Source organism: Herbaspirillum sp. meg3, from assembly GCF_002257565.1.
GTDB lineage: Bacteria > Pseudomonadota > Gammaproteobacteria > Burkholderiales > Burkholderiaceae_D > Herbaspirillum.
Genome location: NZ_CP022736.1, coordinates 4,675,208 through 4,700,904, shown reverse-complemented (window position 1 = coordinate 4,700,904; position 25,697 = coordinate 4,675,208). Strand labels below are relative to the sequence as shown.

The window sequence follows — 25,697 nt, the reverse complement described above, 5'->3', positions numbered from 1 at the left end:
TTACATTGTCCCCGGGACCTGATTTTGCGTATGTGCAGTAATCAGTTTTTTGATCAAATAGAAAAGAATCAGTGTACTCACCAGACAAGTGACACCCATGGAGACGAGTATCCCGACCCCATTAAATCTTTGAGCCGTCAGCGTCAGCAACGTAAAGCCAAGAACTACCTCGACAACGTATACTTTATAAAGGACGGATTTAATACCGGCGCTGCTCAGTGTCACCAATCCGACATCTCTCAGCACGCGAATCGTGAAATAGAAGAAGGCGGCCAACATCAGAGAGTGATCGATGACGTTTTTATTGGTAAGGTGCTCGAACAAATGCAGGTCATCCAGCGCGATGACAGACAGATAGATTAACGTCACTGATGCGACGCCGATGATCGCCGAATTTCTCATCATTTTCCGCATGGCCGGAGCGCCGTCCCGCAGTGCCGCAGGCGTCAAGCGTCTTGACTGATGCTGGACGAATGCATAATAAACTACAAATGAAAGGAAAAAGAAACGTGTTGCAAAGTGATACGAAACGATCTGCTCGCTACTGAGATAGTGCGCCGAAAAGTAATAATCGGCACCCAGAAAGACTGCTGACAGTACGTTCAGAGTCCAGAATCCGAGAGCATCGGTACAGATGGCGCGGAACTGGTCCTTGCGCCGTTGAGTGCGTTTGTAGTGTACCTTGCGTGCGACATTGATGATCAACGGAAGATTGATCAAAACCTGCGGTGCCAGATACAAAAGCACGGATATGACTATGTTGGGATTGTCCGTGTGCGCATACAGCGCCAAGCCTACAAGGGAAGTCAGTGCTTGGAGTATCAGGAGGGTATTGGCAGTAAGTCCCTTGTTAAGAACCACTAGCATTCTTTGCAGAATGACATTGCTGGTCGCAATAATCATGAGCGCCATGCCGATGGAGAATGCCCTGAATTCTATGCCTTTGGCATCGTAGTGTTCTGCTGGCAGCAAGAGACGGGGTAGCAAGGGGCTGGCAATGACGCAGGCAGCCAGTACAAGTACAAAAACGTAGTGTATGACGATCATCAGGCGGACATCAGCCGCAGCGCTCTTGCGTGCATTGAAGCGATTCTGCAATGTCTGGGAAAGACCAAGTTCGAGTACCTGAAACCAGATTGCATAACCCAGCAGCAGGAAGATGACTGATGCTTCGATCGGAGTGTGAATTTTGGAGAAGATGAAAATGGCGTATAGCTGGGCCAGCGCCGCAACGCTTTTGCCACCGAGATTCGAGAGGACAAAAATGATTGACTGCTTATGTTGATGACTCAAGGTGCGGTTCCAATGAATGACAGGCCAGGCTTGCCAAACGTGTGTCCGTAGGTTTGAATTGAGAAGATCATTAATGACAGTCAAGGTGTTGCTCGTTCTGGCGCCACGTATTGGCGGGTCCAAACGAGGAGGGGATTTAAAACTCTTTCGTATGCCGAAATACTTGTCATGGATTCATTATTTCGCATCGAGCATTTAATTGGTTATTTTTTGAGAATGATTACTATTTTCTGATGTTTTTTAATAAGCGGCGCCGAGTATTGTTCAAATATTTGCGAAAAGCAGATTTTACTTGTTGTGATGATTTGTGCGAAGCTCTCTAATTAGTATTTTCAACGTAAAACAACATGACCTTGTCCCCCTCCATCTTCAAAGCCTACGACATCCGCGGCATCATCGGCCAGACCCTCAATGCCGAGGTCGCCAGACAAATCGGCCAGGCCTTCGGCTCCGCCGCGTTGGCCAAGGGCCAGAATTCGGTAGTCATTGGTCGTGACGGCCGCCTGTCCGGTCCTGAGCTGGCAGCTGCACTGGCCGCCGGCCTGCAATCCGTCGGCATCGACGTCATCGACCTTGGCGTGGTTGCGACGCCTATGGTGTATTTCGGTACACACATCCTGGGCACGCAGTCCGGCGTCATGGTCACCGGCAGCCACAATCCGCCCGATTACAACGGTTTCAAGATGGTGCTGGCCGGCGAGGCGATTTACGGCGACACGATCCAGGCTCTGTATCAGACCATTCTCAAAAACGAATTCAAGGCCGGTGCTGGCGCTTACCGCACCTACGACATCCGCAAGGAATACATTGACCGCATCGTCGGCGACGTCAAACTGGCGCGCCCGATGAAGATTGCGGTCGACTGCGGTAACGGCGTAGCCGGTGCCTTCGCCGGTGATCTTTACCGTGCACTTGGTTGTGAGGTGACGGAATTGTTCTGCGAAGTCGACGGCACCTTTCCCAATCATCATCCCGATCCGGCGCATCCTGAGAACCTGCAAGATCTGATTCGCTGCTTGCAGCAGACCGACAATGAGCTGGGACTGGCGTTCGATGGTGATGGCGATCGCCTGGGTGTGGTCACCAAAGATGGTCAGATCATCTATCCGGATCGTCAGCTCATGCTGTTCGCCGCTGACGTGCTCACACGTCATCCCGGCCGCGAAATCCTGTACGACGTCAAATGTACGCGTCATCTGGCGCCATGGATCAGCGCGCGCGGCGGTCAGCCGCTGATGTGGAAAACCGGGCATTCGCTGGTCAAGGCCAAGATGCGCGAAACCGGCGCGCCTCTGGGTGGCGAAATGAGCGGTCACGTGTTCTTCAAGGATCGCTGGTACGGCTTCGACGATGGCTTGTACGCTGGTGCGCGCTTGCTGGAGCTCATGAGCCGCGAATCCGATCCATCGGCCGTGCTCAATGCTCTGCCGCAATCGACCAGCACGCCGGAGCTGCAATTGAAATTGAAGGAGGGTGAGAATTTTGTCCTCATCGATCAATTGCAAAAGGATGCAAAGTTTCCCGATGCCGAGCAGATCATCACGATCGACGGTTTGCGCATCGAATATGCGGATGGCTTCGGCCTGATGCGCTCATCTAATACCACGCCGGTAGTGGTGTTGCGCTTCGAGGCGGAAACACCGCAAGCGCTGGCGCGGATCCAGAACGAGTTCAAACGTGTGATCCTGGCCGCCCGGCCGGATGTAGCCTTGCCGTTTTGAAAGAGGTAAGATGCTGGCCCACAGACAAAGAATAGTGGGCTAGCCTTGAACATCCTGATCGTCCGCGTTTCGTCCTTAGGCGACGTGGTCCACAACATGCCGATGGTGGCCGATATCCGGCGCCATTATCCGGATGCCAACATCGACTGGGTGGTGGAGGAGGGCTACACCAGCCTTGTCCGGCTTAATCCGTATGTCCGCAATATCATTCCGATCGCCTTGCGGCGCTGGCGCAAAAGTCTCGGCAATGCTGCCACGCGCGCAGAAATAGCCGCTTTCTATCGCCAGTTGCGACATGAGGCATACGACATCGTTTTTGATACCCAGGGATTGCTGAAAACCAGCGTCGTCATGCGTATGGCGCGCCTTGCTCCCGGCGGAAAACGCGTCGGATTGGCCAATGCGACAGAAGGATCGGGCTACGAGCCGATCTCCAGATTTTTTCATACGCAAAGCATAAAAGTCGGTTTGCATACGCATGCGGTCATGCGTGCACGCGCGGTCGCTGCCGGGGCGCTTGGGTATCAGCCTGATACCGCGGCTGATTTTGCGCTACAGGCACCTGCATTGCAGACTGCGCCCGCATGGCTGCCGACGCATCCTTATGCAGTGTTTTTCCACGGAACGGCGCGCGCCGCCAAACAATGGCCTGTTGAGAATTGGGTTGCCGTCGCCCGCGCGTTGTCATTACCGGTCTTGTTGCCTTGGGGCAGTGCCAGGGAAAAACTGGCTGCTGAAGAGTTGGCGCGACAGATGCCGCAGGCGACCGTGCTGCCGGCGCTCGCGCTCATGGATGCAGTTGCAGTGGTGCAACATGCCGCCTTGGTGGTCGGTCTCGACACCGGACTGACGCATATCGCCGCCGCATATTGCCGTCCTACCGTCGAACTGTACTGCGACTCGCCGCGCTGGAAGACTGAAGGCAACTGGTCGCCGCGTATCGTCAATCTCGGCGATACCGGTGCTCCTCCTGATGTAGCGCAAGTCGTGCAAGCCATCAATCAGGTATTGTCTGCCTCGAAGGCGGAGGCAGACGCCGTCCCGCTGGACAGCCGTGCACAAAACAACGAGGCATAATATCGAGATGGAATCGCAAATCATAGAAATCGACGTCGCCAACTGGCAAGTCGACGCACCAAACCAAGACTGGATCGCTGGCCTGGAAGCCGGCAAGGTACTGTATTTTCCGCACCTGCCGTTTGAACTGCTGCCGGAAGAAAAATCTCTGCTCCGGCCTGACATCCGCAACCCCAAGAGCCGCAACATCAGCCTCGACGCCAGCGGCCATTTGAAAGGCGCGCTCGGCGACACAGCCACTCAACTGGCGCTGGCGCTGATGATCGGACGTTTCCGTGAACAGGCGCAGACACTGGTCTATTCGCTGTTGCCCAAATATAAAGGCGTGTTGCGCCTGGCGCCGACCAGCTACCGGCCGACTCAGGTCGAGACGCGCGCGCAATCCTGGCGTGCAGATGACCGCCGTTTGCATGTTGACGCCTTTCCGTCACGCCCGAACTATGGTGAGCGTATTCTGCGTGTGTTCAGCAACGTCAATCCGGATGGCGTCCCGCGTGTCTGGCGTGTCGGTGAACCGTTTGAAACCGTGGCGCAGAAATTCCTTCCACGCGCCAAGCCTTATGTTCCCTGGCAGGCTGCCGCGATGAAGGCGCTTCACATCACCAAGTCTTACCGCAGCGAATACGACCACCTGATGCTGCAGCTGCATGACGGCATGAAAGGCGACATGGCCTATCAGGAAAGCGCCGGTCAGGTCACCATGCCGTTTGCCGCCGGTTCCGTGTGGGTGTGTTTCTCGGATCAGGCATCGCACGCCGTCATGTCGGGCCAGTACATGCTGGAGCAGACGCTGCACCTGCCTGCGGACAAACAGTACGATCCGTCGTCCAGCCCGCTGGCGATCCTGAGCAAGCTGACCGGACGTCAGCTCGTCTGATGCGCCTGATCTACTCTGCGCTGTGGTGGGTGGGCCTGCCGTTCGTACTGCTGCGCCTGTGGCGCCGCGGACGCAAGGAGCCGGGCTATCGGCAGCATATCGGCGAGCGTCTCGGATTCTATGGTCAGTTCAGCCAACGCACCTTGCCGCCACTGCTGTGGGTGCATGCCGTTTCCGTCGGCGAGACGCGCGCCGCGCAACCGTTGATTGATGCGTTGCTGTCCACGTATCCCGAGCATACGATTCTGCTCACGCACATGACGGCCACCGGGCGTGCGACTGGCCAGCAACTGTTTGCACACCACGGCGAGCGCGTGGTGCAGAGTTTTTTCCCGTATGACACAGGTTGGATGTGCGCGCGCTTCCTGCGGTACTTCAAGCCGAAGATCAGCATCCTGATGGAAACCGAAGTCTGGCCGAACATGGTGCGTCAGTGCCGTCGCTATGGTGTACCGGTGGTGCTGGCTAACGCGCGTCTGTCGGAGCGCTCGTTGCGGCGCGGGCAGCGGTTCGGCTCCATTTTGCTGGAAGCCGCCGCCGGCATCGATTGCGTGGCGGCACAGTCCGAAGCGGATGCGGAGCGACTGCGTTTGTTTGGTGCGCGTAACGTGCACGTGACGGGCAGCATCAAGTTTGACGTCGAGGCGCCGGCGGAAATGATTGCGTTGGGTCGGCAATGGCGTTCTATTTTTGGAGCGCGCCCGGTATTGTTGTGCGCCAGTACGCGTGAGAATGAAGAGCGACTGATTCTGGATGCGCTTGTCAAAGAGGGATTCGACAAATTTCTCACTGTGATCGTACCGCGCCATCCGCAGCGCTTTGATGCGGTTGAGGAAATGATTCGCGAGCGGGGCTTTGCCATGGAACGGCGTTCGGCCATGCAGGACACACTGCTTGCCAATGAAGTGCAGATCGTATTGGGGGACTCGATGGGCGAGATGTTCGCCTACTACGCTGCTTGCGATCTGGCTTTCATCGGTGGCAGTTTGCTTCCGCTTGGAGGGCAAAACCTGATTGAAGCTTGCTCGCTGGGCAAACCGGTGTTGATCGGGCCGCACACTTTCAATTTTCAGACAGTCACCGAAGATGCCATCAAGATTGATGCCGCGTTGCGTGTAACGGATGCCTCGATCATGCTGAAAGCGGCGCTGGACTTGTTCGACACGACGGATCGCCGGCATGAAATGGCCGCCAATGCGCAAGCATTTGCACGTCAGCATCAGGGGGCGACGCTGCGTACCGTTGCATTGATAAAGCCTCTGCTGATGTAAGGGATGCCGTGATGTTCTCTGCGATCAGATGAAATTGTTGAAGAAATAAAAAAGCGGGCCGAAGCCCGCTTTTTTTACGACCGTCAAACTGAGTTATTTGCCGGCAGCCGGTGCAGCCGCCACCGTCGTCTCATTCAACCCTCCACCCAACGCACGATACAGATCAATCGCATTATTCAACCGCAACTGACGCGCCTGAATCAAGGATTGCTGTGCAGAGAACAAGTCCCGTTGCGCGTCCAACTGATCCAGCGAAGAGGCGATGCCGTTCTTGTAGCGCAGGTCGGTCAGGTTCAGACGTTCCTGTTGTGCTTTCAGAAAGGCTTCCTGCGCTTCGATCTGTTCGTCTAGCGTGCCACGCGCCACCAGTGCGTCGGCGACTTCGCGGAAGGCCGTTTGAATGGTCTTCTCGTAGGTCACGATCGCCTGGTTCTTGCGTACTTCAGCCAGATCCAGGTTGGCGCTGTTACGACCGAAGTCGAAGATCGGCAGGCTCAGTTGCGGGCCGTACGACCAGGCGCCCGAACCGGATTCAAACAAACCGCCCAGGGAACTGCTGGCGCTGCCGAAGGAGCCGGTCAGGCTGATCTTCGGAAAGAACGCTGCGCGCGCAGCACCGATGTTGGCGTTGGCGGCCAACAGCTTCTGCTCGGCCGAGCGGATGTCCGGACGGCGGGACAGCAGGTCCGACGGCACGCCGGCAGGGATGTCGGTGACGATGTTTTGCAGCGACAGGTCCTGGCCGGCCGGCAGATCCTTGACGTTGGTGCCGACCAGCAGCGTCAGGGCGTTTTCAGCCTGAGCACGTTGGCGCAGCAGCGTCGCCACCGACGTGCGGGCCGATTGCGCCAGCGTGTCGGACAGGCGCAGGTCGAGTGCCGACGAGGCGCCAACATCGAAACGTTTCTGCGCCAGGCCAAGGTTGGACTGACGGCTTTCCAGCGTCTGCTGTGCCAGCTTCAGTTGCTCGGCATAGGATCGTTCGGTCAGGTAAGCCTGCGCCACTTGCGACACCAGGCTGATTTGCACCGATTGCTTGGCTTCTTCAGTCGACAGATACGTCGACAGCGCCGCATCCTTCAGACTGCGCACGCGGCCGAAGAAGTCCAGTTCGTAGGCCGGAATAGCGAGGCCGACCTGATAGCTCTTGGTGATCAGCGGTGCACCGGTGGTCGACTGGCTGGCCGACAAGCGGGTGCGGGATTCACTGCCGGTGGCGTTGAGCGTCGGCAGCAAGTCGGCACGGGTGATCTGGTACTGCGCGCGTGCTTCCTCGATGTTCAGAGCGGCTGTGCGCAGGTCGCGGTTGTTTTCCAGTGCCGCCGCGATCAGCGCTTGCAGGCGCTGGTCAGGGAAGAACTGGCGCCAGCCGAGGGTGGCCGCGTCGTACGCGGCCTGGCCCTTGGCGTCGGCCGGGTAGGTGCCTTCGACCGGCGCTTGCGGGCGCTGGTAGGTCGGCGCCAGCGTGCAGCCGGACAGAACACCGACCACCAGCAATGCTGCGCTGAGGTGAGTCAGTTTGCCTGTCGAGCGCAGGGGTGAAAACTTAAACATTCTTATCCTCCACATCGATATTGTGATGGGCAGCGTCCGGCTTGGCTTGGCTGCCTTTGAAGATCTTGCGCACGACGACGAAGAAGATCGGGACCAGGAACACGGCCAGCACGGTCGCCGTGATCATCCCGCCCATCACGCCGGTACCGATGGCGCGTTGGCTGGCGGAACCTGCACCGCTGGCGATAACCAGTGGCAGCACGCCGAGGATGAACGCCAGCGAGGTCATAATGATCGGACGGAAGCGCAAGTGAACCGCTTCCAGCGTCGCTTCGATCAGGCCCATGCCTTGCGCTTGCAAGTCTTTGGCGAACTCGATGATCAGAATCGCGTTCTTCGCCGACAGACCCACCACCGCAATCATCCCGACCTTGAAGTACACGTCGTTAGGCATGCCGCGGATCGTTACGCCCAGCAGTGCGCCGAGAATACCCAGCGGCACCACCAGCATCACGGCCAGCGGGATCGAGGTGCTTTCGTACAGCGCAGCCAGCACCAGGAACACGGCGACCAGCGACAGCGCATACAGTGCAGGCGCTTGCGAACCGGAGGTCTTTTCTTCCAGCGACTGGCCGGTCCATTCGAAACCGAAGCCAGGAGGCAGCTTGGCGACGAAGCCTTCCATTTCCGACATCGCTTCACCGGTACTGCGGCCAGGTGCTGCACCGCCGGCGATCTTCATTGCCGGATAGCCGTTGTAGCGAATCAGCTGCACAGGGCCGTTGATCCACTTCGAGGTCGTGAAGGCCGAGAACGGCACCATGGTTCCACCGCTATTGCGGGCATACAGGCCGGCCAGATCTTCCGGTTGCAGACGACGCTTAGCGTCGGCCTGGACGATCACGCGTTGTTGACGACCCTGATTCGGGAAGTCATTGACGTAGGACGAACCCAATGCCGTCGACAGCACGCTGTTGATGGTCGAGAACGGCACGCCCAATGCGTTTGCCTTGTCGCGGTCGATGTCCAGTTGCAGCTGTGGCGCATCTTCCAGACCTTCAGGGCGGACGCCTGCCAACACCTTGCTTTGCGAAGCCATACCGAGGATCTGATTACGTGCCTGTACCAGCGCAGCGTGTCCCAGACCGGCACGGTCCTGCAGACGGAAGGTGAAGCCGGTGGCGTTACCCAGTTCAGGAATAGGCGGCGGGTTCAGCGGGAACACGATCGCATCCTTGATCTGCGAGAAGGCACCGAAAGCACGGCCTGCAACGGCGTCAGCCGATTGCGTCTTGTCGCGTTCGCTCCAGTCCTTCAGCGGTGTGAACACCAGACCTGCATTCTGACCGTTACCCGAGAAGCTGAAACCGGCAATCGCCACAACGTGTTCGACCGCAGGTTGCTTGAGGTAATAGTTTTCGATGGTCTTGATCACTTCCAGCGTCCGTCCGGTGCTGGCGCCTGGCGGCAACTGCACGTTGGTGATGATGTAGCCCTGATCTTCGTTCGGCAGGAACGAAGCCGGCAGGCGTACATACAGCAAGCCCACGCAGCCGAGGATGACGGCATACACGATCATGTAACGGCCGGTCTTGGTCAGCATCTTGCCGATGAAGCCCTGATAACCGGAAGCAGTCTTGTTGAAACGGCGATTGAACCAACCGAAGAAGCCGCCTTTTTCGTGATGATGGCCCTTTTCAACCGGCAGCAGAATGGTTGCGCACAATGCTGGTGTCAGCGTGAACGCCATCAATACCGAGAACACCATCGACGCCACCATCGACAGCGAGAACTGGCGATAAATCGCGCCAACCGCACCACCGAAGAATGCCATCGGGATGAACACCGCAATCAGCACCAGTGTGATACCGATCAGCGCGCCGGTGATCTGGCCCATCGCCTTGCGGGTTGCTTCCTTGGGCGAAAGACCCTCTTCGCTCATGATGCGTTCAACGTTTTCCACCACCACGATCGCATCATCGACCAGAATACCGATCGCCAGCACCATACCAAACATGGTCAGCACGTTGATGGAGAAACCGAACACCAGCAGCGTTGCGAAGGTGCCCATCAGCGCCACCGGCACGACGATGGTCGGAATGATGGTGTAGCGGATGTTTTGCAGGAACAGGAACATCACCAGGAACACCAGCACGATCGCTTCGATCAGGGTCTTGACCACTTCTTCGATCGAGATCTTGACGAACTTGGAGGTGTCGTAAGGGATGGTGTACTTCACACCGGCCGGGAAATACTTGGCCAGCTCTTCCATCTTCTTGTGCACGGCGGTTGCTGTGCCCAGCGCGTTCGCGGTCGGCGACAACTGCACACCGATGAACGAGCTTGGCTTGCCGTCGAGGCGGCCGGAGGTGTCATACGACTGTCCGCCGACTTCGATACGGGCGACGTCACGCATGCGTACCGACGAACCGTCGGCATTGGCACGCAGGACGATGTTGCCGAACTGTTCCGGGCTGGTCAGCTGGCCGTTCACCACCACAGTTGCAGAAATTTGCTGTGATGTCGGGCTTGGCAACGCGCCCAGCGTACCGCCGGCGACCAGCGCATTTTGTGCGGTGATGGCTGCAGTGACGTCGGCCGGTGTCAGGTTCAGACCGATCAGTTTGTTCGGATCGATCCAGATGCGCATCGCGCGTTCGGTACCGAACAACTGCGCCTGACCAACACCAGGAACGCGTTTGACTTCATTGAGGACGTTACGCGACAGATAGTCGCCCAGCGCCACCGGATCAAGTTTGCCGTCGGTCGACGACAAGCCGATAAACAGCAGGAAGTTGCTGCGCGACTTGGTGACTTGCACACCTTGTTGCGTCACAGCCGCCGGCAGACGTGCTTCCACGCGCTTCAGACGGTTCTGCACGTCCACCGCAGCCAGATCGGCGTTGGTTTCCGGCGAGAAGGTCACCGTGATTTGCACCTGGCCGTTGGCCTGGCTTTGCGACTCCATGTATTGCAAGCCGTCGGCGCCGTTCATTTCCTGTTCGATCAGGCTGGTCACCGAATCGTCGAGGGTTTGCGCGGTCGCGCCCGGATACGTCGCCGTGACCACGATGGTCGGCGGCGCAATGCTCGGATACTGGGAGACGGGCAGGCCGGTAATGGCCAGCGCGCCCGCCAGTATGATGAAGATTGCTAACACCCACGCAAAAACGGGGCGATCAATAAAGAACTTTCCCATCTGACAGCCTCTTAGTTAGCTTTGGTTGCGGCGTCCTGCTTGGCTGGCGCCGGAGCGGCAGCACCTGCGGCCGGTGCTGCTGCGGATGCCGATGCATCGCCGACAGGACCCTTCCATGGGACCGGCTTCACCGGTGCGCCCGGCTTGGTCTTCTGGACACCTTCGACGATCACGCGGTCACCGGTTTTCAGGCCTTCGGTAACAACCCAGTTGTTGCCCTGTGCCGCACCGGTCTTGACCGGACGCACAGCAACCTTGTTGTCTTCGCCAACCACAAATACGGTCGAACCGTTCAGGTCGCGCATGACGGCCTGTTGCGGCACGATGATGGCTTGCTCATCGATTGCCTGTTCCAGCTTGGCGCGCACATACATGCCCGGCAGCAAGGTACGGTTGGGATTCGGGAACTCCGCACGGATGGTCACGGCGCCGGTTGTCGCATCGACGCTGACGTCAGAGAACAGCAGCTTGCCCGATTGCGGGTAAGTGCGGCCGTCTTCGGTTACCAGTGTCACCTTGGCCTTGTCCTTGCCGACGGTCTTCAGTTGGCCGGCGGACATGGCTTGCTGCAGCTTGAGCAAATCGGTGCTCGACTGCGTCAGGTTGACGTAGATCGGATCGAGTTGCTGCACGACGGCCAGTTGGGTGGCGTCGCCCTGGCCGACCAATGCGCCTTCAGTCACCAGCGCGCGGCCGATGCGGCCCGAGATTGGCGACGTCACAGTGGCGTAGCCCAGGCTCAGCGCGGCGGTCTGCACGGCAGCCTTGCCGGCGGCGACGTCCGCTTCCGCTTGTTTCTGTGCGGCGACGGCGTCGTCATATTCCTGCTTGCTGACGGCGTTGACTTCGACCAGCGGCTTGTAGCGTTGCGCCTTCAGCGACGCTTGTGTCAGCGAGGCCTGGCTCTTTGCCAATGTGGCTTGTGCGCTGTCGTAGTTGGCTTTGAACGTTGCCGGATCGATGCGATAGAGCACTTCGCCAGCCTTGACTTCGCTGCCTTCACGGAAGGTGCGCTTGAGAATAATACCTGCGACACGGGCACGCACTTCCGCGATACGGGTCGCTTCCAGACGGCCAGGCAGCTCATTGCTGATGGTAATTTGTTCAGGCGCGATGGTGACCACGGAAACTTCACCAGGCGGCATGCCTGCTCCGGGTTGGGCATTCGGTTTTTGACCACAGCCTGCAAAGGCGGCCATCACGGCAACGGTCAGGGTAAGGCGCGTGAAACGACTAACTGAGCTCATAAATATCTCGCACGGTAAGTAAAGTTGAAGCTGCTACAGCAGCGGGTGATTCGAATACGGTCACGAATAGGATTAATGCAATTGGCAATACAACTGGCAATAAGCCGGTGATACAGCTGGTAATACGGGGTGCAGCGGATAAAGCAGAAAGAAAATGACAGAACGACAGAAACAAGAAGATAACGCAAAAATTGTTGCAGTGCAGAAAAGACAGCGGGTAGGGTAAAACCAACAGCGGCTATTGAAATCCGGTGCTATTATACATACATTCTTGTATGTATGTATTGTGCGAATGTATCGCAATCTTTCGCAATACGTATAAAACAATGCGGAAACATGCAGACTTTCGTGAAACAGGCTCCTTGTCAAAGGAAATTACGATAGTTTGTCTTTATTGCACAACGACGGTGCACGGAGATTGTAATGACACCAACTATTTGTCCGGTCGCCTGATATGGCGCGCTCGACCAAAGAAGAAGCCCTCGAAACCCGTTCGCGCATCCTCGATGCTGCAGAGCAGGTATTTTACGAACGCGGCGTTTCGCATACCTCGCTGGCCGATGTCGCCAAAGCGGCTGATGTGACGCGCGGCGCCATTTACTGGCACTTCAAAAACAAAAGCGATCTGTTCGACGCCATGTGCGATCGCGTGCGCCTGCCGATGGAAGCAATGATGGAAGACAACGCCGATGAGCGCGTGGTCGATCCACTCGGTGAATTCATCAAGGGCGGGGTGTATGTGCTCAAACAAGCCGCCACCGATCCGCGCTGTCGCAAAGTATTCGACATCATCTTCAATAAATGCGAATTTGTCGACAACAACGATCCGATTCTCATGCGCCAGCGCGAATGCCACATGCAGGGTATGTTGCGCATGGAGCAGATTCTCAAAAACGCCATCGCGCGCGGCCAACTTGCGCCCGATCTCAACATCCGCCGCGCCTGCCTGATGACGCATGCCATGTTCAGCGGTTTGCTCGCCGACTGGTTCTTTGCGCCCGACAGTTTCGATCTTGAAAAAGAGGCCGAGAACTTGCTCACCGCCTGTATCCATGCGGTCAAGACGGCGCCGACCCTGCGGAATTAAGCATCGATCCGGCGGACGGGCAGCTTCGTTACAAGCTGCCCGCCAGTCTCATCATGGCGCAGGCGGCCCAAGCAATTGATTGATTTGCGCCAGGTCCTCTTCTTTCAGGCTGCCTGCGGCTGATTTCAGTTTCAACCCATTCATCAGCGTGTCGTAACGTGCCTTGGCCAGATCGCGGCGCGTAGAAAACAGCTGCTGCTGCGCGTTCAACACATCGATGTTGATGCGTACGCCGACCTGATAGCCGAGACGATTCGACTCCAACGCCGACAAGCTGGACACCTCGGCCGCTTCGTAAGCCTTCACCTGCGACAAGCCATTGCTCACGCCAAGATAGGCCTGTCGCACATTGAGTACGGCAGTGCGGCGCGCATTTTCCAAGTCTGAGCGTGCCTTGTCGGCCAGCGCAATCGACTCGTCGACTTTGCTGCTCACGCTGAAACCCGAGTAGAGCGGGATATTCCACTGCACACCGATGGAGTTGGCGTAGCCACGGCCATTGGTGTAAGGCGTCAGTTGACTGTTCTGATTGGTGTAATTGCGCCCGGCCGTCAGGTCGACGGTCGGGTAGTGACCTGCTCGGTTACGCTTGATTTCGCTCTGGGCGATTTCCAGCGAAACCTGTTGCACCAGAACGTTGTAGTTCTGTTGTTCCGCACTGCTTATCCAGGGATCGATCAGCGCCGGTTGCGGCATGCTCAATTGCACGTTGGTGCGCAGCGCCGACAGCGGGGTCGGCGGCTGACCGATGATTTGCTGCAGCTTGCTGAGCGCGACTTCGAGATCATTCTGCGCCGCGATTTCCTGCGCATTGGCGAGATCGTAGCGTGCCTGCGCTTCATTGGTGTCGGTGATGGTTGCCGTGCCGACGTCAAAGTTGCGTTTTGCCGAGGCCAGTTGTTCGGAGATCGCGATCTTTTGCGCCCGCAGGAAGCTCAGCGCATCCTGCGCGCTCAAGACATCGAAATATGCCTGGCCGACGCGCAGAATCAGATCTTGCTGCGCTTGTGCAAATTGCGCTTCGCTGACGGCAACTGACAACTTCCCTTGACGGTAAGTCTCCCAGTTGGCCATGCGCAATAACGGCTGCGTCAATTGCAGCGTGTACGTGTTGGCCGAATTTTGCATGGTGTCGCCGGAGCGCGTATAGCTGCCGTTGATGCCGATCGTCGGGAGGATGGCTGCACGGCCTTGCGTGATTTTCTCTTCGCCGGCGCGCAGCGCGTAACGCGCGCTTTGGTACACCGGATCATTCGCCAGCGCTTGCTGGTAAACCTGCACCAGATCGGCGGCGTGGCTGGGAGTCGTCAGTACCGCAAACAGTGTTGCCGACGTGATGCCGGCAGTCAGGATTCGCAAGGAGGCAAAGATAGGGGTAGGGAGCATGCGCAGGATTTTCACGGGGATAGAGGATAAATAGCCGTGGTTCGGCCATTCAGGCACTTCGCAGTTCCGGGGAAAATCAAAAAATCGTCCGCCTTCGAATATCTTGAGCACATTCGGCACGCCGGCGACGTTGAGACGCCGCCATGTGCCCGCTCAATAGGTCGGCATGGTGGTGTCCACTTGCTGAGCCCAGGCGTGAATGCCGCCGGTCAGATTGGTCACCTTGGAAAAACCCTGGCGTTCGAGAAAGGCGGCAACTTGCATGCTGCGTGCGCCGTGGTGGCAGATGCACACCACGGGCTGTTCTTCTTCCAGTTCGGAAAAGCGGCTGGGAATCGTGTTCATCGGAATCAGCTTGGCTGCTTCGATGTTGCAGGTTTCGAATTCCCAAGGCTCGCGCACATCCAGCAGCAAAGGCGTCGGGCGATCCGGGTCGGCGATCCAGGCGGCCAGTTCCGGTGCGGTGATGTGCTCCATACAAATTTCCTAGAAAGTGAAGTGGGAATGTTCGGTGGCCGAATGCAGGGGCTTGGCCATCAGTTCAAACACGGTAACCGTATCGTAGACCTGATCCGATGTGCGGGTGATCACTTGCAGCGACATCACAGGCGCTTCGCCGATGATAGCCAGGATGCGGCCGCCGACCTTGACCTGCTTCAGGAAAGCGTCCGGCAGGAAAGGCAGCGCACCGGAGATGACGATCACGTCGTATTCGCCTTGCCAGCCTTGTGCACCATTGCCCAGTTCGACGCTGACGTTGGTTACGCCGTAAGCGGACAGGTTTTTTTCAGCCAATGTCTTCAGGTCGGGATCGATTTCAACGGTGGTCACGTGGCGAGCCTTGTAGGCCAGCAACGCAGCCATGTAACCCGAGCCGGCGCCGATTTCCAGAACTTGTTCGTGTTTCTTGACGTTGGCTTCCTGCAGGATGCGAGCTTCGACCTTTGGCGCCAGCATGTTTTCGCCGCCCGGCAGAGGAATTTCGGTATCGAAAAACGCCAGACTGCGATAAGCGGCAGGAACAAATTCCTCGCGCTTGACCACGGTCAGCAGGTCCAGCACATCTTGCGCCAGCACATTCCAAGGGCGGATTTGCTGTTCGATCATATTGAAACGGGCTTGTTCGATATTCATGGCAGTAGGCTCAATAGCGACGTAAAAGCAGCATTTTATCAAACACGGCTGCTGCGAGACAGCGTCCGACGCGCGCTTTTCGTTGCTTTCCGGGGCGCGGCGCAAGATATTTTGCGAGCAAACGCCGGATTAACGCTTGCAAAAAGGAAATATCAGGATGTGCGGCCCTCTTCTTTGTCGTTCCCGGTGTCCTCTCCGGTAGCATGCTCTTCTGCATGGCCGAACCACTTGCGCTTGACCCAGGCGCCCAGATCATCGAGATAGGTATAGGCCACCGGCACCACCACCAGCGTCAGGACCGACGAAGTGATGATGCCGCCGATCACGGCCTGGCCCATCGGGGCGCGTTGCTCTGAACCTTCGGCGATGCCGAAAGCCAGCGGCACCATGCCGAACACCATCGCCAGCGTGGTCATCAGGATCGGGCGCAGGCGCACGTGTGCGGCTTCCAGCAAGGCCGCGCTGCGCTCCATGCCTTCCTTGCGCGCCTGATTGGTGAAGTCTACGAGCAAAATCGCGTTCTTCGTCACCAGCCCCATCAGCATGATGAAGCCGATGATCGAGAACATGTTCAATGTCGACCGGAAGAACATCAGCGCCAGGAACACGCCGATCAGCGTCAGCGGCAGCGACGACATGATCGCGATCGGTTGCAGGAAGCTGGCGAACTGCGACGCCAGAATCATGTAAATGAACACGATCGCCAGCGCCAGCGCGCCCACCGCGTAGCCGAAGGATTCGTTCATGCTCTTGGTCGAGCCGCCGATTTGATAGCGGTAGCCGGGCGGCCAGTTCATCTGATCCAGCATGGTCTTGATGTCGGCGTTGACCTGCCCGGCAGAACGGCCGGCGGCGTTGGCCGACAACTCCACTTCGCGGTTCAGGTCGCGCCGGTTGATCTGGTTGGCGCCGACGGTGTTTTTGATTTCCGCCACCTGGCGCAGCGGCACCATGCGCGGCGTGCCGTCCGAATTGGTCTGGGTGCTGGCCAGCATCAGGCGCGACAGGTCATCGACGGTATTGCGATCGGTCGGCGACAGTCGCACGTTGACGTCGTAGTTTTCATCGTCGGGCGCGCGCCAGCTGCTGGCGGCTTCACCGGCCAGCAGCGGACGCAATGCATTGCCGATCTCCGCCACACCGATGCCGAGATCCGAGCCGATATCGCGTTTGGGTTCGATGGAAATCGTCGGTTTTTGCGCCTTCAGGCTGGAGTCCAGGTCCACCACGCCGCGGATAGCGAGCAGTTTTCTCTGCACCTCATCCGACAGGCGCGCCAGTTGATCCAGGTCCGGCCCCAGCAAGCTGAAGCGCACCTGCTTGTTATCGCCGCCGACACCATCCAGCGTGCCGATGTGCGTCACCGCGATGCCGGCGATCTGCGTCAGGCGGTCGCGCAATTGCGGCGCCAGCTGCGAGGTACTGAGCTGGCGCTGGTTGCGCGGCTTGAGACGGATGAACACGGTCGCGTAGTTCTTGCCCTGCGAGTTGCCGGTGTTGACCGTACTGTAGGTATCCACCACTTCGGGGAACTGGCGCAGCACGGCTTCCACCTGATGCACCTTGCTTTCGGTCAGTTCCAGCGAGGAGCCGACCGGCGTGTAAAAGGTGACGCCCGACTCCGAATAGTCCGCCTGCGGCACGAACTCGGAACCGATCAGTCCGGTCGCCGGTAAGGCAAAACCCGCAATGAATGTCACCAACGCCAGCACCAGTGTCAGCACGCGGTGCCGCAACGACCATTTCAACAGGCGCTGATATGTCGCCGACAACCACTGCACCAAGCGGTCGAACTGATTCAGTACACGGCCGATGGTGCGCGCGTACCATCCGCTTTTATATTTCTCGCCATGCACATCGGGATCCGGCCAGATCGACGACAGCATCGGATCGAGTGTGAACGACACGAACATCGAGATCAGCACCGCCGCCGTTACCGTCACGCCGAACTGATGGAAAAAGCGGCCGATAATGCCGCCCATGAAACCCACCGGCAGAAACACCGCGACGATCGAGAAGGTCGTCGCCAGCACCGCCAGGCCGATTTCCGCCGTGCCTTCCAGCGCCGCCATCTTGTGTGTCTTGAACTTGCCGTGCACCTTCATGCCTGCATGGCGCACGATGTTTTCGCGCACCACGATCGCATCGTCAATCAGCAGACCCACGCACAACGACAGCGCCATCAGCGTGATCATGTTGATCGTGAAGCCGAACATGTACATGAACAGAAAGGTGCCGATCAGCGCCACCGGCAATGTCAGCCCGGTGATCACCGTCGAGCGCCACGAATTGAGGAACAGAAACACGATCAGCACCGTCAGCAGTGCGCCTTCAATCAGTGTGCGGCGCACGTTCTCGACGCCGGTGCGGATCTGGCGCGAGCTGTCCTTGATGATTTGCAGGCGCACGCCGGGATAGAGCTTTTGCAGGTTCGGCTCCATGTCCTTGATGGCTTGCTTGAGGCCGTCGGCGACGTCGATGGTGTTCTGGCCCTGCGCCTTGAGGATGTCCAGCGCGAGTGTGCGCTGGCCGTTGTAGAGCGCCAGCGTTTCTTGTTCTTCCTGGCCGTCGACGACGGTCGCGATCTGATTCAGCGTCACTGGCTGGCCACCGCGGCGCGCCACGATGATACGTTTGAAGTCTTCCGGATTTTTGACGCGGCCTTGCACCTGCACGACTTTCTCGGCATCCGCCATGCGAATGGCGCCGGTCGGCAGTTCCTGGTTTTCGTTCTTGACGGCGTTGATGACCTGGTCGACGCCGATGCCCAGCGCTTCCATCTCGTTGGGTTTGACGTAGATATTGACCTGCCGCTTGACACCACCGACCAGCGTCACCGAGCCCACGCCGCGGACATTTTCCAGGCGCTTCTTGATGATCTGGTCGGAGATCGTGGTCAGTTCGCGCAGCGTGCGTGGTTTGGCATTGGCTGCGTTGGGATCATTGGTGACCGAGATCGAAAAGATCGGTTGATCGGCCGGGTCAAAACGCGTGATGCGCGGCTGGTCGACTTCCTTGCGGAAGGCTGCTTGCACCAGCGCCACTTTTTCGCGCACATCCTGCGCGCCCTGTGCCGGATCGACCGTAAGATCGAACTCGACAATCACCACCGACAAGCCTTCGTAGGAGTGCGATGTGAGGCTGTTGATACCGTTGATGGTGTTGACGGTTTCTTCAATCTTGCGCGTGACGTCGGACTCGACGTTCTCAGGCGACGCACCAGGATACGTGGTCTGCACCACCACCACCGGGAAGGTGATATCAGGGAATTGGTCGACGCGCAGGCGCTGATACGAGAACAAGCCGAGCACCACAAACGCCATCATCATCATCGTGGCGAGCACCGGGTTACCGATACTGATACGGGTGAACCACATACTTATTCCTTCGTCTTGGCGGCAGGTGCAACGGCAGCACCGCCGGTTGCCGAGAAACGTACTGGTGTGCCCGTATTCAGATTGCCCAGATTGGCCTTGACGATGCGTGCGCCGTTTTGCAGGCCGCTGCTGATTTCGACGGCATTGCCGCGGCTGTCGATGCCGCGCATGCCCAGCGTCACGTTGCGCCGGATCAGCTTGCCGTCTTCAATGGCGTAGACGTAGGTCTTGTCGCCGTCCGTCTGGATCGCCGTTTGCGGCACGGTCATCACGGCGTCGCGCTTATCCAGCGTCAGGCTGGCATCGGCGAACATGCCGGCGCGCAGCAAGCCTTGAGGATTTTCAATGCGTACGTACACCATGATCGAGCGCGATCCCGATTGTGTCGCCGGATTGATGCGGACGACCTTGCCGACGACGGCTTGTGGCAGACCTTCGACGGTCACCTGTACTTCCTGGCCCAGTTTGACTTTCAGGATGTCGGCGGTCGGCACCGGCGCTTCCAGTTCCATCTGGCTCAGATCGACGACATCGAGCAACTTGTTGTCGATGGAGACCTTTTCACCCGGCTCGACGGTGCGGCTGCTGATCATGCCGGTAATCGGCGCCTTGATGACGGTGTCGTTGAGCGCTTTTTGCGCGACGTCGAGTGCACCGCGCGCCGTGTCGACGTTGGCTTTGGCGATGTCGAACTGGCTGGCGGCATTGTCGAAGGCGTTGCGCGAGATGAAGCCTTTGTCGAGCAGCGCGAGGTTGTTGTCGCGGGTCTTGGTAGCAATGTCGAGCTGCCCGCGTGAAGCGACCAGCGAGCCTCTGGCCTGTTCCAGTTTCGCCTGATATTCGCTGGTGTCGATGCGGATCAGTACTTGTCCGGCCTGGACGGCTTCACCGGCGCGCACCAGCACCTCTTTGACTTCGCCGGCGACCTTGGCCTTGACCGATACCTGATTCAGCGCGCGCAAGGCCCCCGACATTGGCAGCACCTGACGCAATGGCTCCACAGTGGTCATGACGACGTCGCTCGGCAGAAATTCGAGAACCTGGGCCGGCTTCTCAATCACCGCAGCCGGCGGACGTTTCCTGGTGACCAGAAAAGCGACGGCAATTATCAGGATCAATAGTCCAATCAGGACCGGGCGGCGTTTTAAAAAGGAAAGATTCATCAGGTTTTTATTAATTAGCCGTTCAGGCGCAGGTCGATGAGATTGGCGGGAGCAGGCGTTGGTTCCGGCCGTGGCGAATGAGGCTGCTGCTTCATTTGTGGCAATTGCTTCGGGAGGTCGGCATGATTATTGAGTCCAGGCATGGTCGCCCGGTCGCCCGCGAGTCAGCAATGTAAGTGGCAATAGCTGTGCCGTCAAGAAACCGCGGGAAAGATCGGATGTAAAGCACGGTAAATCGCAGTATCAGTCGAACCATTATTCGAAGAATACGTGCGATACCGGTCCGGAGGCGCCATTTTGCGACAAACCGACAATCTGCAGGATTAAAGGGGGGAAATGCCTCAGCTTCTTGTGTAGAAACGCTGAAAGCCTTTTACAATGGTAGCGTCCGCCATTTGTCTTTTATTATGCTTTTGGCAATTATTCGCGCAAGTTGAACCACCGGACCTGGTAATCACAGGAGCGCCGCAATGCAAAACATCAGCAACCAATTTTTCATCAACAACACCGCGGCACCCACTGCTGCGAAGGCGTACGCCAATAACAACGATATCGGCTTCGCCCAGATGATGATTGCCCGCAATACGGGCGTCGACGGACTGGTCAATCCGATGCGTCCTGACGTGAGTCCGGCGCTGACGATGGCATTGGGCGGTCTGGTCGGCGCCTACGGCATCAACGTGCCGCCCAAGCTGCGGATTTTTTCGACCAAGAAGGGTTTCAAGCTGGAAGAGGGGGACGAGCGCAACAGCAAGTTCGAGATGCTGCTCAACGATCACACCGGCGTGTCCGATCTGCTGGCGCAGGCGCAGACTCAGGCTCTGGCGTCCCGCGAAGAAGCGATGCAATCGGCCATCGAGACCTTTACCCAAGGCAATTCTTCCGGCTATGACATGAAGGGTTTCCTGACGGAATTCAGGGAGCAGGAAAAGCCGCGCGCCATCAGCATCGTCTATGACGGCAACAGCACGCAGGTGGAAGAATCGGATGGCAAAAACTGGCGTCCGATCAAAAACGAATCGGATTTCATGGCTGATCTGGTCAAGGCCTATACGCGCTATTCGCTGACCCAGGCTGCTACGGAAGCGCACGAAGCCAAGGGCAAGACCAAGACGAAGAATTCCCTGACTTCACTGCCCATCGATAAATAAGCAGATAAGCAGTGTTTTCATGTAGAAAAAAGCCAGGCATTGCCTGGCTTTTTTATCGCTGTCGATGTGCCGGTGATTTGTCGGTCAATGCGCTTGCTCAACTCCCGAAGCTGCTGCTGCCCATCAACTTGGACAGACGGGAGGAAATTTCTTGCACAATGCCTTGAACTTCATCGAGGCTGGGGTTCACTTTTTTGTCGATCCGCTCGATATAAGGGATGTTCAGCGCCGCCAGCATGCGGTCGTTGGCGCCCAGCACCGGATACGACAAATTCACCACGCCCCGGATCTGGCGGCTTTCCATGCGCGAATAGCCGCGTTCCTGGGTTTCAGCGATCTGGCGCAACAACTGCGCATGATCGATTTCCTGTTCGCCGTCCATCCTGACATGTGCCGCCAGCATGCGGCCGCGTTCGGCCTCATCGCGAAACGACAGCAGCACGTGGCCGGACGCCGTATCGGTCAGGCTGACCAGCGCGCCGACCTTCAGCCCGAAAGCCCAGCGCTCGGGGCTGTCGACCTGCGCCACCACAATCACGCGGCCCGCTTCATAGACGGTCAGGTGCGTCGATTGCATGGTCCGGTTTGCCAGCTCACGCATATGCGGCAACGCCGTGCTCACCAGTGAACGAATCGGCTGGTGATAATGCGCCAGCTCAAACAATTTCAGCGACAAGCGATATTGATCGTTATCGGCAATCAGGTAGCCGCGCTGTTCCAGCGTCACCACCATGCGGAAGATCTCGTTGACGCTGCGTCCCAACTGTTTGGAAATCTGATTGAGCGTCAGCATCTGCTCCGACTTGCTCAACAGCTCCAGAATATCCAGTCCCTTATCCAGCGCCGGCGCCGCATAGCGCGCCTTGCCAGCATCAGTGGCGCTGTCATTGGCGGAAATATCTTCCGTAGAATCAACATTCAGATCTGCGTCGGGCACGATTTTCTTGGTTCTTGGCATGGCTGGCCTGATGGAAGATGACACCGCGCACCCCGGGTGGGTTTGCGCAAACTCGAATTATTTCGCATTTTATCTCTGAAACCGACATTCACGATCGATTGCCGGTTTCAAAGAGGAACACTCAAAACATCAAATCTGTTCTTGGGCCGCAGCGAGAGCCCGTCAGCCGGTGCCGACCGGAGCACAGGGCACCGGAGTGTACGCAAGTACACGAGGATCCCGAGCACCGTACGGCATCGGATCACGGGCTCGTAGTAGGCCCAAGGACAGATTTCAGAAGGAGTGGCTGATGCCGGCGTAGGCCCCGTTCTGGTTTTGACCAGCTAACGGATTGTTATTCGTCGCTTCCACCGAGAAGTTGGCGTTGCTGCTATTACGTACCGTACCCGCGCCCACATACAGCAAAGTGCGTTTCGACAGCGAGTAGTTCGCCCCAGCCATGAACAGATTGGCGTTGCCGCCGCCCTTGTTCACGTTCACGCGGAACACCGAGCCGATCAGTGTCAGCGCCGGCGTCACCTGATAATTGGCACCGACCCAATAATGATTGGCCTTATCCGACGATGTCGGTGCAGCATCCGGCGCGCGCAGATTTTCGTAACCGGCGAACAGCTTCAGCTTGTCGAGGGTCAACGTGCCGCCCAGGATCAGTTCTTTGGAGGTATCGAACACATCGACAAAGCGACCGTTGGCGTCGCGCACGACGTCATAGATCGCGCGCAGTTCGACGGTCTGGTTGGCATACACCAGCGAGATGCCGTCCTTGCGTTTCTTGGTGAGCGAGCCGGCCTGTTCGCCGAGGCTGGTTTGCACGGTTGCGTTGAAACCGCCCCAGGTCGGCGTCTGGTATTCGATGACGTTATCGGCGCCTTGCCAGTTGCGGCCGCGCACCAGTGTTGCGGTGCCGATGAACTGCTGACCGGTCGGATCGAGGAACCAGACGTCGTTGTCGATGAACAGATTCTTGCCGAGCTTGAGCGAACCGGCGCTACCGGCCAGACCGACATATGAGCGACGATTGAACAGCGCCGAGCCGTTGGTTGATCCCTTGGTTGCATCGAAACCGGATTCCAGCAGGAAGAAGGCGCTCAGTCCGCCGCCAAGATCTTCGGTACCTTTGAAGCCGATCATGCTGGTGCCCCACTGATTACCGGAAGCGCGCCACAGGCTGCCACTGTTGCCGTTACCAGTGGCGACGTTGGATTGATAGTCGACGCCGGCGTCGACCCGGCCGTAAATGGTGACACTGCTTTGTGCATGTGCACTGCCGGCAGTCAGTCCAGCCAGTCCGGCAACGCCGAACAGGGCGCTGGCGACCGTGCGTGTTATTTTCGGTTTGATGAATGTGAATTTGAGTGTGAATTTGAATGTGTTATGCCCATGGGTTTTGCGAGCAGTAAATGTCGTTGTCTGCATAAGAATCTCCGTATTTATGGTTGTTGTGACTGCGTGTTTGCTTGTTTTTATAGGCACGGGTCCAGAGGTCGGGCGGCCCGCGGTGCAGCGGTAAATATCGGTGTTTGTCATTTCCTCCTGTTAATATTGTTATTTCATTTGTAAAATGAATTTTTAATTGAGGGAAATCATCCGGCATTGCTTTTTAAGCATCTGTGTTTTGATATCCCTTAGATATACATTGGTTATCACTTCAAACTACATGGAGATTATGTAGTCTGCAGCGACTGGATATTAGCAAAGTAAACTCAAATATAAAATTGAATTTTATTGATGAATTTAAAACTGCGTGTGATAATCGCCACACAGCAAAAGACACAGCCTTGTGCACAACTCACTATTTATTAAGCAGTCAGCACAAAGGCGAAGCACGACAACAATGGAGACAGGCGTGACAGCCTGAAGAGATGGAAGGACGGCGGCATCCGTGCGCGGTGCCGGCGAAGCTATCTCTACTTCCGATGGTGTGCAGTGATCCGTAGCCGGCACAACTGAATTCACTCCATTACATTTGACAGCGACGATGACCAAGATCACCTCCATGCGCGTACTGGACGTACGTTTCCCGACCTCCACGACTCTCGACGGCTCCGACGCCATGAATCCGGATCCGGATTACTCCGCCGCTTACGTCATCCTCGAAACCGACAAGCCCGGCCTCGAAGGCCATGGCCTGACCTTCACCATTGGCCGCGGCAATGAAATCTGCTGCGCCGCCATCCAGGCCATGGAGCATCTGGTCGTCGGCCTCGACCTCGACTGGGTCAGTGAAGACATGGGGCGTTTCTGGCGCACCATCACCTCCGACAGCCAACTGCGCTGGATCGGCCCGGACAAGGGCGCCATCCACCTCGCCACCGGCGCGGTCGTCAATGCCGTCTGGGATCTGTGGGCCAAAGCAGAAGGCAAGCCGCTGTGGAAACTGGTCGCCGAGATGTCGCCGGAAGAACTCGTGCGCTGCATCGACTTCCGTTACATCACCGACTGCATCACACCGGACGAAGCGCTGACGCTGCTGCGCGCACAAGCGCGGGGCAAGGCCGAACGTATCCGTTTGCTGGAGCAAAACGGCTATCCTTGCTACACCACCTCCGCCGGCTGGCTCGGCTATGACGACGCCAAGCTGCGCCGTCTGTGCAAAGAAGCTATCGACGGTGGTTTCAATCACATCAAGCTGAAGGTCGGCCGCGATCTCGCCGACGATAAGCGCCGCGTCACCATCGCGCGCGAAGTCATCGGGCCGGATCGCCATCTGATGATCGACGCCAACCAGGTGTGGGAAGTCGACCAGGCGATTGAATGGGTCAATGAACTGGCTTTCGCCAAACCATGGTTCATCGAAGAGCCGACCAGCCCGGACGATGTCGAAGGACATCGCAAGATCCGCGAAGGCATCGGCGCAGTCAAAGTCGCCACCGGCGAGATGTGCCAGAACCGCGTGCTGTTCAAACAGTTCATCATGCGTGGCGCCATCGACGTGGTGCAGATCGATTCCTGCCGTCTCGGCGGCGTTAATGAAATCCTCGCAGTCATGCTGATGGCCGCCAAATACAAGCTGCCGGTCTGCCCGCACGCCGGCGGCGTCGGCCTGTGCGAATACGTGCAGCATCTGTCGATGATCGACTACGTCTGCATCGCGGGCACCACCGAAGGACGCGTGACCGAATACGTGGATCACCTGCACGAGCACTTTATTGATGCCTGTGTGGTCAAAGGGGCAGCGTACATGCCGCCGACCGCACCGGGATTCTCGATCACGATGAAACCCGAATCGCTGGAGCAGTATCGCTTTCGTGGTTAATCAAAA

At 57.7% G+C, this 25,697-nt stretch carries 18 protein-coding genes; 7 read left to right on the top strand and 11 right to left on the bottom strand.

What is annotated here, in order from left to right:
• The gene (locus hmeg3_RS21160; protein ID WP_094565500.1) at positions 1–1,293 is read right to left on the bottom strand and encodes a hypothetical protein; all 1,293 of its coding nucleotides are present in this window, start codon (positions 1,291–1,293) and stop codon (positions 1–3) included.
• 347 nt (positions 1,294–1,640) lie between these two features.
• Here hmeg3_RS21160 and hmeg3_RS21155 point away from each other — a divergent pair, with 347 nt between their 5' ends.
• Genes hmeg3_RS21155 through waaA form a run of 4 tightly spaced genes read left to right on the top strand, consistent with a single transcriptional unit; the run spans position 1,641 to position 6,239 of the window.
• On the top strand, positions 1,641–3,014 hold the full coding sequence (locus tag hmeg3_RS21155) for a phosphomannomutase/phosphoglucomutase (RefSeq protein ID WP_094565499.1): 1,374 nt from the start codon (positions 1,641–1,643) through the stop codon (positions 3,012–3,014).
• A gap of 45 nt (positions 3,015–3,059) precedes the next feature.
• Positions 3,060–4,091 carry a lipopolysaccharide heptosyltransferase I gene (waaC, locus tag hmeg3_RS21150; protein WP_094565498.1) on the top strand — a complete coding sequence of 344 codons (1,032 nt, stop codon included), beginning with the start codon at positions 3,060–3,062 and terminating at the stop codon, positions 4,089–4,091.
• A gap of 7 nt (positions 4,092–4,098) precedes the next feature.
• Positions 4,099–4,968, top strand: coding sequence for a Kdo hydroxylase family protein (locus hmeg3_RS21145; protein ID WP_094565497.1), 870 nt, complete (start codon positions 4,099–4,101; stop codon positions 4,966–4,968).
• A complete protein-coding gene (gene waaA, locus hmeg3_RS21140; RefSeq protein WP_094565496.1) occupies positions 4,968–6,239 on the top strand; it encodes a lipid IV(A) 3-deoxy-D-manno-octulosonic acid transferase in 1,272 nt (423 codons plus the stop codon). Before hmeg3_RS21145 ends, waaA begins: the two co-directional genes overlap by 1 nt.
• 93 nt (positions 6,240–6,332) lie before the next feature.
• Here the strand turns inward: waaA and hmeg3_RS21135 are convergent, their stop codons facing one another.
• Genes hmeg3_RS21135 through hmeg3_RS21125 form a run of 3 tightly spaced genes read right to left on the bottom strand, consistent with a single transcriptional unit; the run spans position 6,333 to position 12,179 of the window.
• On the bottom strand, positions 6,333–7,793 hold the full coding sequence (locus tag hmeg3_RS21135) for an efflux transporter outer membrane subunit (RefSeq protein WP_094565495.1): 1,461 nt from the start codon (positions 7,791–7,793) through the stop codon (positions 6,333–6,335).
• Positions 7,786–10,932, bottom strand: a complete 3,147-nt coding sequence (locus hmeg3_RS21130; protein ID WP_094565494.1) for an efflux RND transporter permease subunit — start codon at positions 10,930–10,932, stop codon at positions 7,786–7,788. The genes hmeg3_RS21135 and hmeg3_RS21130 overlap by 8 nt, the downstream gene beginning before the upstream one ends.
• Positions 10,933–10,943: 11 nt before the next feature.
• A complete protein-coding gene (locus tag hmeg3_RS21125) occupies positions 10,944–12,179 on the bottom strand; it encodes an efflux RND transporter periplasmic adaptor subunit (protein WP_094565493.1) in 1,236 nt (411 codons plus the stop codon).
• Between the two features lie 454 nt (positions 12,180–12,633).
• Between hmeg3_RS21125 and hmeg3_RS21120 the strand changes: the two genes are divergently transcribed.
• Positions 12,634–13,266 carry a TetR family transcriptional regulator gene (locus tag hmeg3_RS21120; protein WP_094565492.1) on the top strand — a complete coding sequence of 211 codons (633 nt, stop codon included), beginning with the start codon at positions 12,634–12,636 and terminating at the stop codon, positions 13,264–13,266.
• A gap of 51 nt (positions 13,267–13,317) precedes the next feature.
• Here the strand turns inward: hmeg3_RS21120 and hmeg3_RS21115 are convergent, their stop codons facing one another.
• The 5 genes from hmeg3_RS21115 to hmeg3_RS21095 form a co-directional block, all read right to left on the bottom strand.
• The gene (locus hmeg3_RS21115; RefSeq protein WP_232511762.1) at positions 13,318–14,652 is read right to left on the bottom strand and encodes a TolC family outer membrane protein; all 1,335 of its coding nucleotides are present in this window, start codon (positions 14,650–14,652) and stop codon (positions 13,318–13,320) included.
• A 153-nt stretch (positions 14,653–14,805) separates the two neighbouring features.
• Positions 14,806–15,129 (bottom strand): rhodanese-like domain-containing protein, encoded by a 324-nt coding sequence (locus tag hmeg3_RS21110; protein WP_094565491.1) that lies wholly within the window; start codon positions 15,127–15,129, stop codon positions 14,806–14,808.
• A gap of 9 nt (positions 15,130–15,138) precedes the next feature.
• A complete protein-coding gene (locus hmeg3_RS21105) occupies positions 15,139–15,786 on the bottom strand; it encodes a protein-L-isoaspartate O-methyltransferase (protein WP_094565490.1) in 648 nt (215 codons plus the stop codon).
• A gap of 152 nt (positions 15,787–15,938) precedes the next feature.
• On the bottom strand, positions 15,939–19,163 hold the full coding sequence (locus hmeg3_RS21100; RefSeq protein ID WP_094565489.1) for an efflux RND transporter permease subunit: 3,225 nt from the start codon (positions 19,161–19,163) through the stop codon (positions 15,939–15,941).
• A gap of 2 nt (positions 19,164–19,165) precedes the next feature.
• Positions 19,166–20,326, bottom strand: coding sequence for an efflux RND transporter periplasmic adaptor subunit (locus hmeg3_RS21095; protein WP_094565488.1), 1,161 nt, complete (start codon positions 20,324–20,326; stop codon positions 19,166–19,168).
• Positions 20,327–20,796: 470 nt separating this feature from the next.
• On the opposite strand from hmeg3_RS21095, the gene hmeg3_RS21090 reads away from it, so the two are divergent.
• Entirely contained in the window at positions 20,797–21,477 is a 681-nt protein-coding gene (locus tag hmeg3_RS21090; RefSeq protein ID WP_094565487.1) for a hypothetical protein, read from the top strand.
• Between the two features lie 97 nt (positions 21,478–21,574).
• On the opposite strand, the gene hmeg3_RS21085 is transcribed toward hmeg3_RS21090, so the two are convergent.
• Complete coding sequence (locus tag hmeg3_RS21085) at positions 21,575–22,435, bottom strand: IclR family transcriptional regulator (protein ID WP_094565486.1); 861 nt, start codon at positions 22,433–22,435, stop codon at positions 21,575–21,577.
• Between the two features lie 273 nt (positions 22,436–22,708).
• Positions 22,709–23,851, bottom strand: a complete 1,143-nt coding sequence (locus hmeg3_RS21080) for a porin (RefSeq protein WP_232511760.1) — start codon at positions 23,849–23,851, stop codon at positions 22,709–22,711.
• A 562-nt stretch (positions 23,852–24,413) separates the two neighbouring features.
• Between hmeg3_RS21080 and hmeg3_RS21075 the strand changes: the two genes are divergently transcribed.
• A complete protein-coding gene (locus hmeg3_RS21075) occupies positions 24,414–25,691 on the top strand; it encodes an L-fuconate dehydratase (RefSeq protein WP_094565485.1) in 1,278 nt (425 codons plus the stop codon).
• Positions 25,692–25,697 lie beyond the last annotated feature (6 nt).

Coding starts and splice junctions, on each gene's coding strand:
- hmeg3_RS21155 (WP_094565499.1), top strand. CDS start 1,641: ATGACCTTGTCCCCCTCCATCTTCAAAGCCTACGACATCCGCGGCATC.
- hmeg3_RS21145 (WP_094565497.1), top strand. CDS start 4,099: ATGGAATCGCAAATCATAGAAATCGACGTCGCCAACTGGCAAGTCGAC.
- waaA (WP_094565496.1), top strand. CDS start 4,968: ATGCGCCTGATCTACTCTGCGCTGTGGTGGGTGGGCCTGCCGTTCGTA.
- hmeg3_RS21135 (WP_094565495.1), bottom strand. CDS start 7,793: ATGTTTAAGTTTTCACCCCTGCGCTCGACAGGCAAACTGACTCACCTC.
- hmeg3_RS21130 (WP_094565494.1), bottom strand. CDS start 10,932: ATGGGAAAGTTCTTTATTGATCGCCCCGTTTTTGCGTGGGTGTTAGCA.
- hmeg3_RS21125 (WP_094565493.1), bottom strand. CDS start 12,179: ATGAGCTCAGTTAGTCGTTTCACGCGCCTTACCCTGACCGTTGCCGTG.
- hmeg3_RS21120 (WP_094565492.1), top strand. CDS start 12,634: ATGGCGCGCTCGACCAAAGAAGAAGCCCTCGAAACCCGTTCGCGCATC.
- hmeg3_RS21115 (WP_232511762.1), bottom strand. CDS start 14,652: ATGCTCCCTACCCCTATCTTTGCCTCCTTGCGAATCCTGACTGCCGGC.
- hmeg3_RS21110 (WP_094565491.1), bottom strand. CDS start 15,129: ATGGAGCACATCACCGCACCGGAACTGGCCGCCTGGATCGCCGACCCG.
- hmeg3_RS21105 (WP_094565490.1), bottom strand. CDS start 15,786: ATGAATATCGAACAAGCCCGTTTCAATATGATCGAACAGCAAATCCGC.
- hmeg3_RS21100 (WP_094565489.1), bottom strand. CDS start 19,163: ATGTGGTTCACCCGTATCAGTATCGGTAACCCGGTGCTCGCCACGATG.
- hmeg3_RS21095 (WP_094565488.1), bottom strand. CDS start 20,326: ATGAATCTTTCCTTTTTAAAACGCCGCCCGGTCCTGATTGGACTATTG.
- hmeg3_RS21090 (WP_094565487.1), top strand. CDS start 20,797: ATGCAAAACATCAGCAACCAATTTTTCATCAACAACACCGCGGCACCC.
- hmeg3_RS21085 (WP_094565486.1), bottom strand. CDS start 22,435: ATGCCAAGAACCAAGAAAATCGTGCCCGACGCAGATCTGAATGTTGAT.
- hmeg3_RS21080 (WP_232511760.1), bottom strand. CDS start 23,851: ATGCAGACAACGACATTTACTGCTCGCAAAACCCATGGGCATAACACA.
- hmeg3_RS21075 (WP_094565485.1), top strand. CDS start 24,414: ATGACCAAGATCACCTCCATGCGCGTACTGGACGTACGTTTCCCGACC.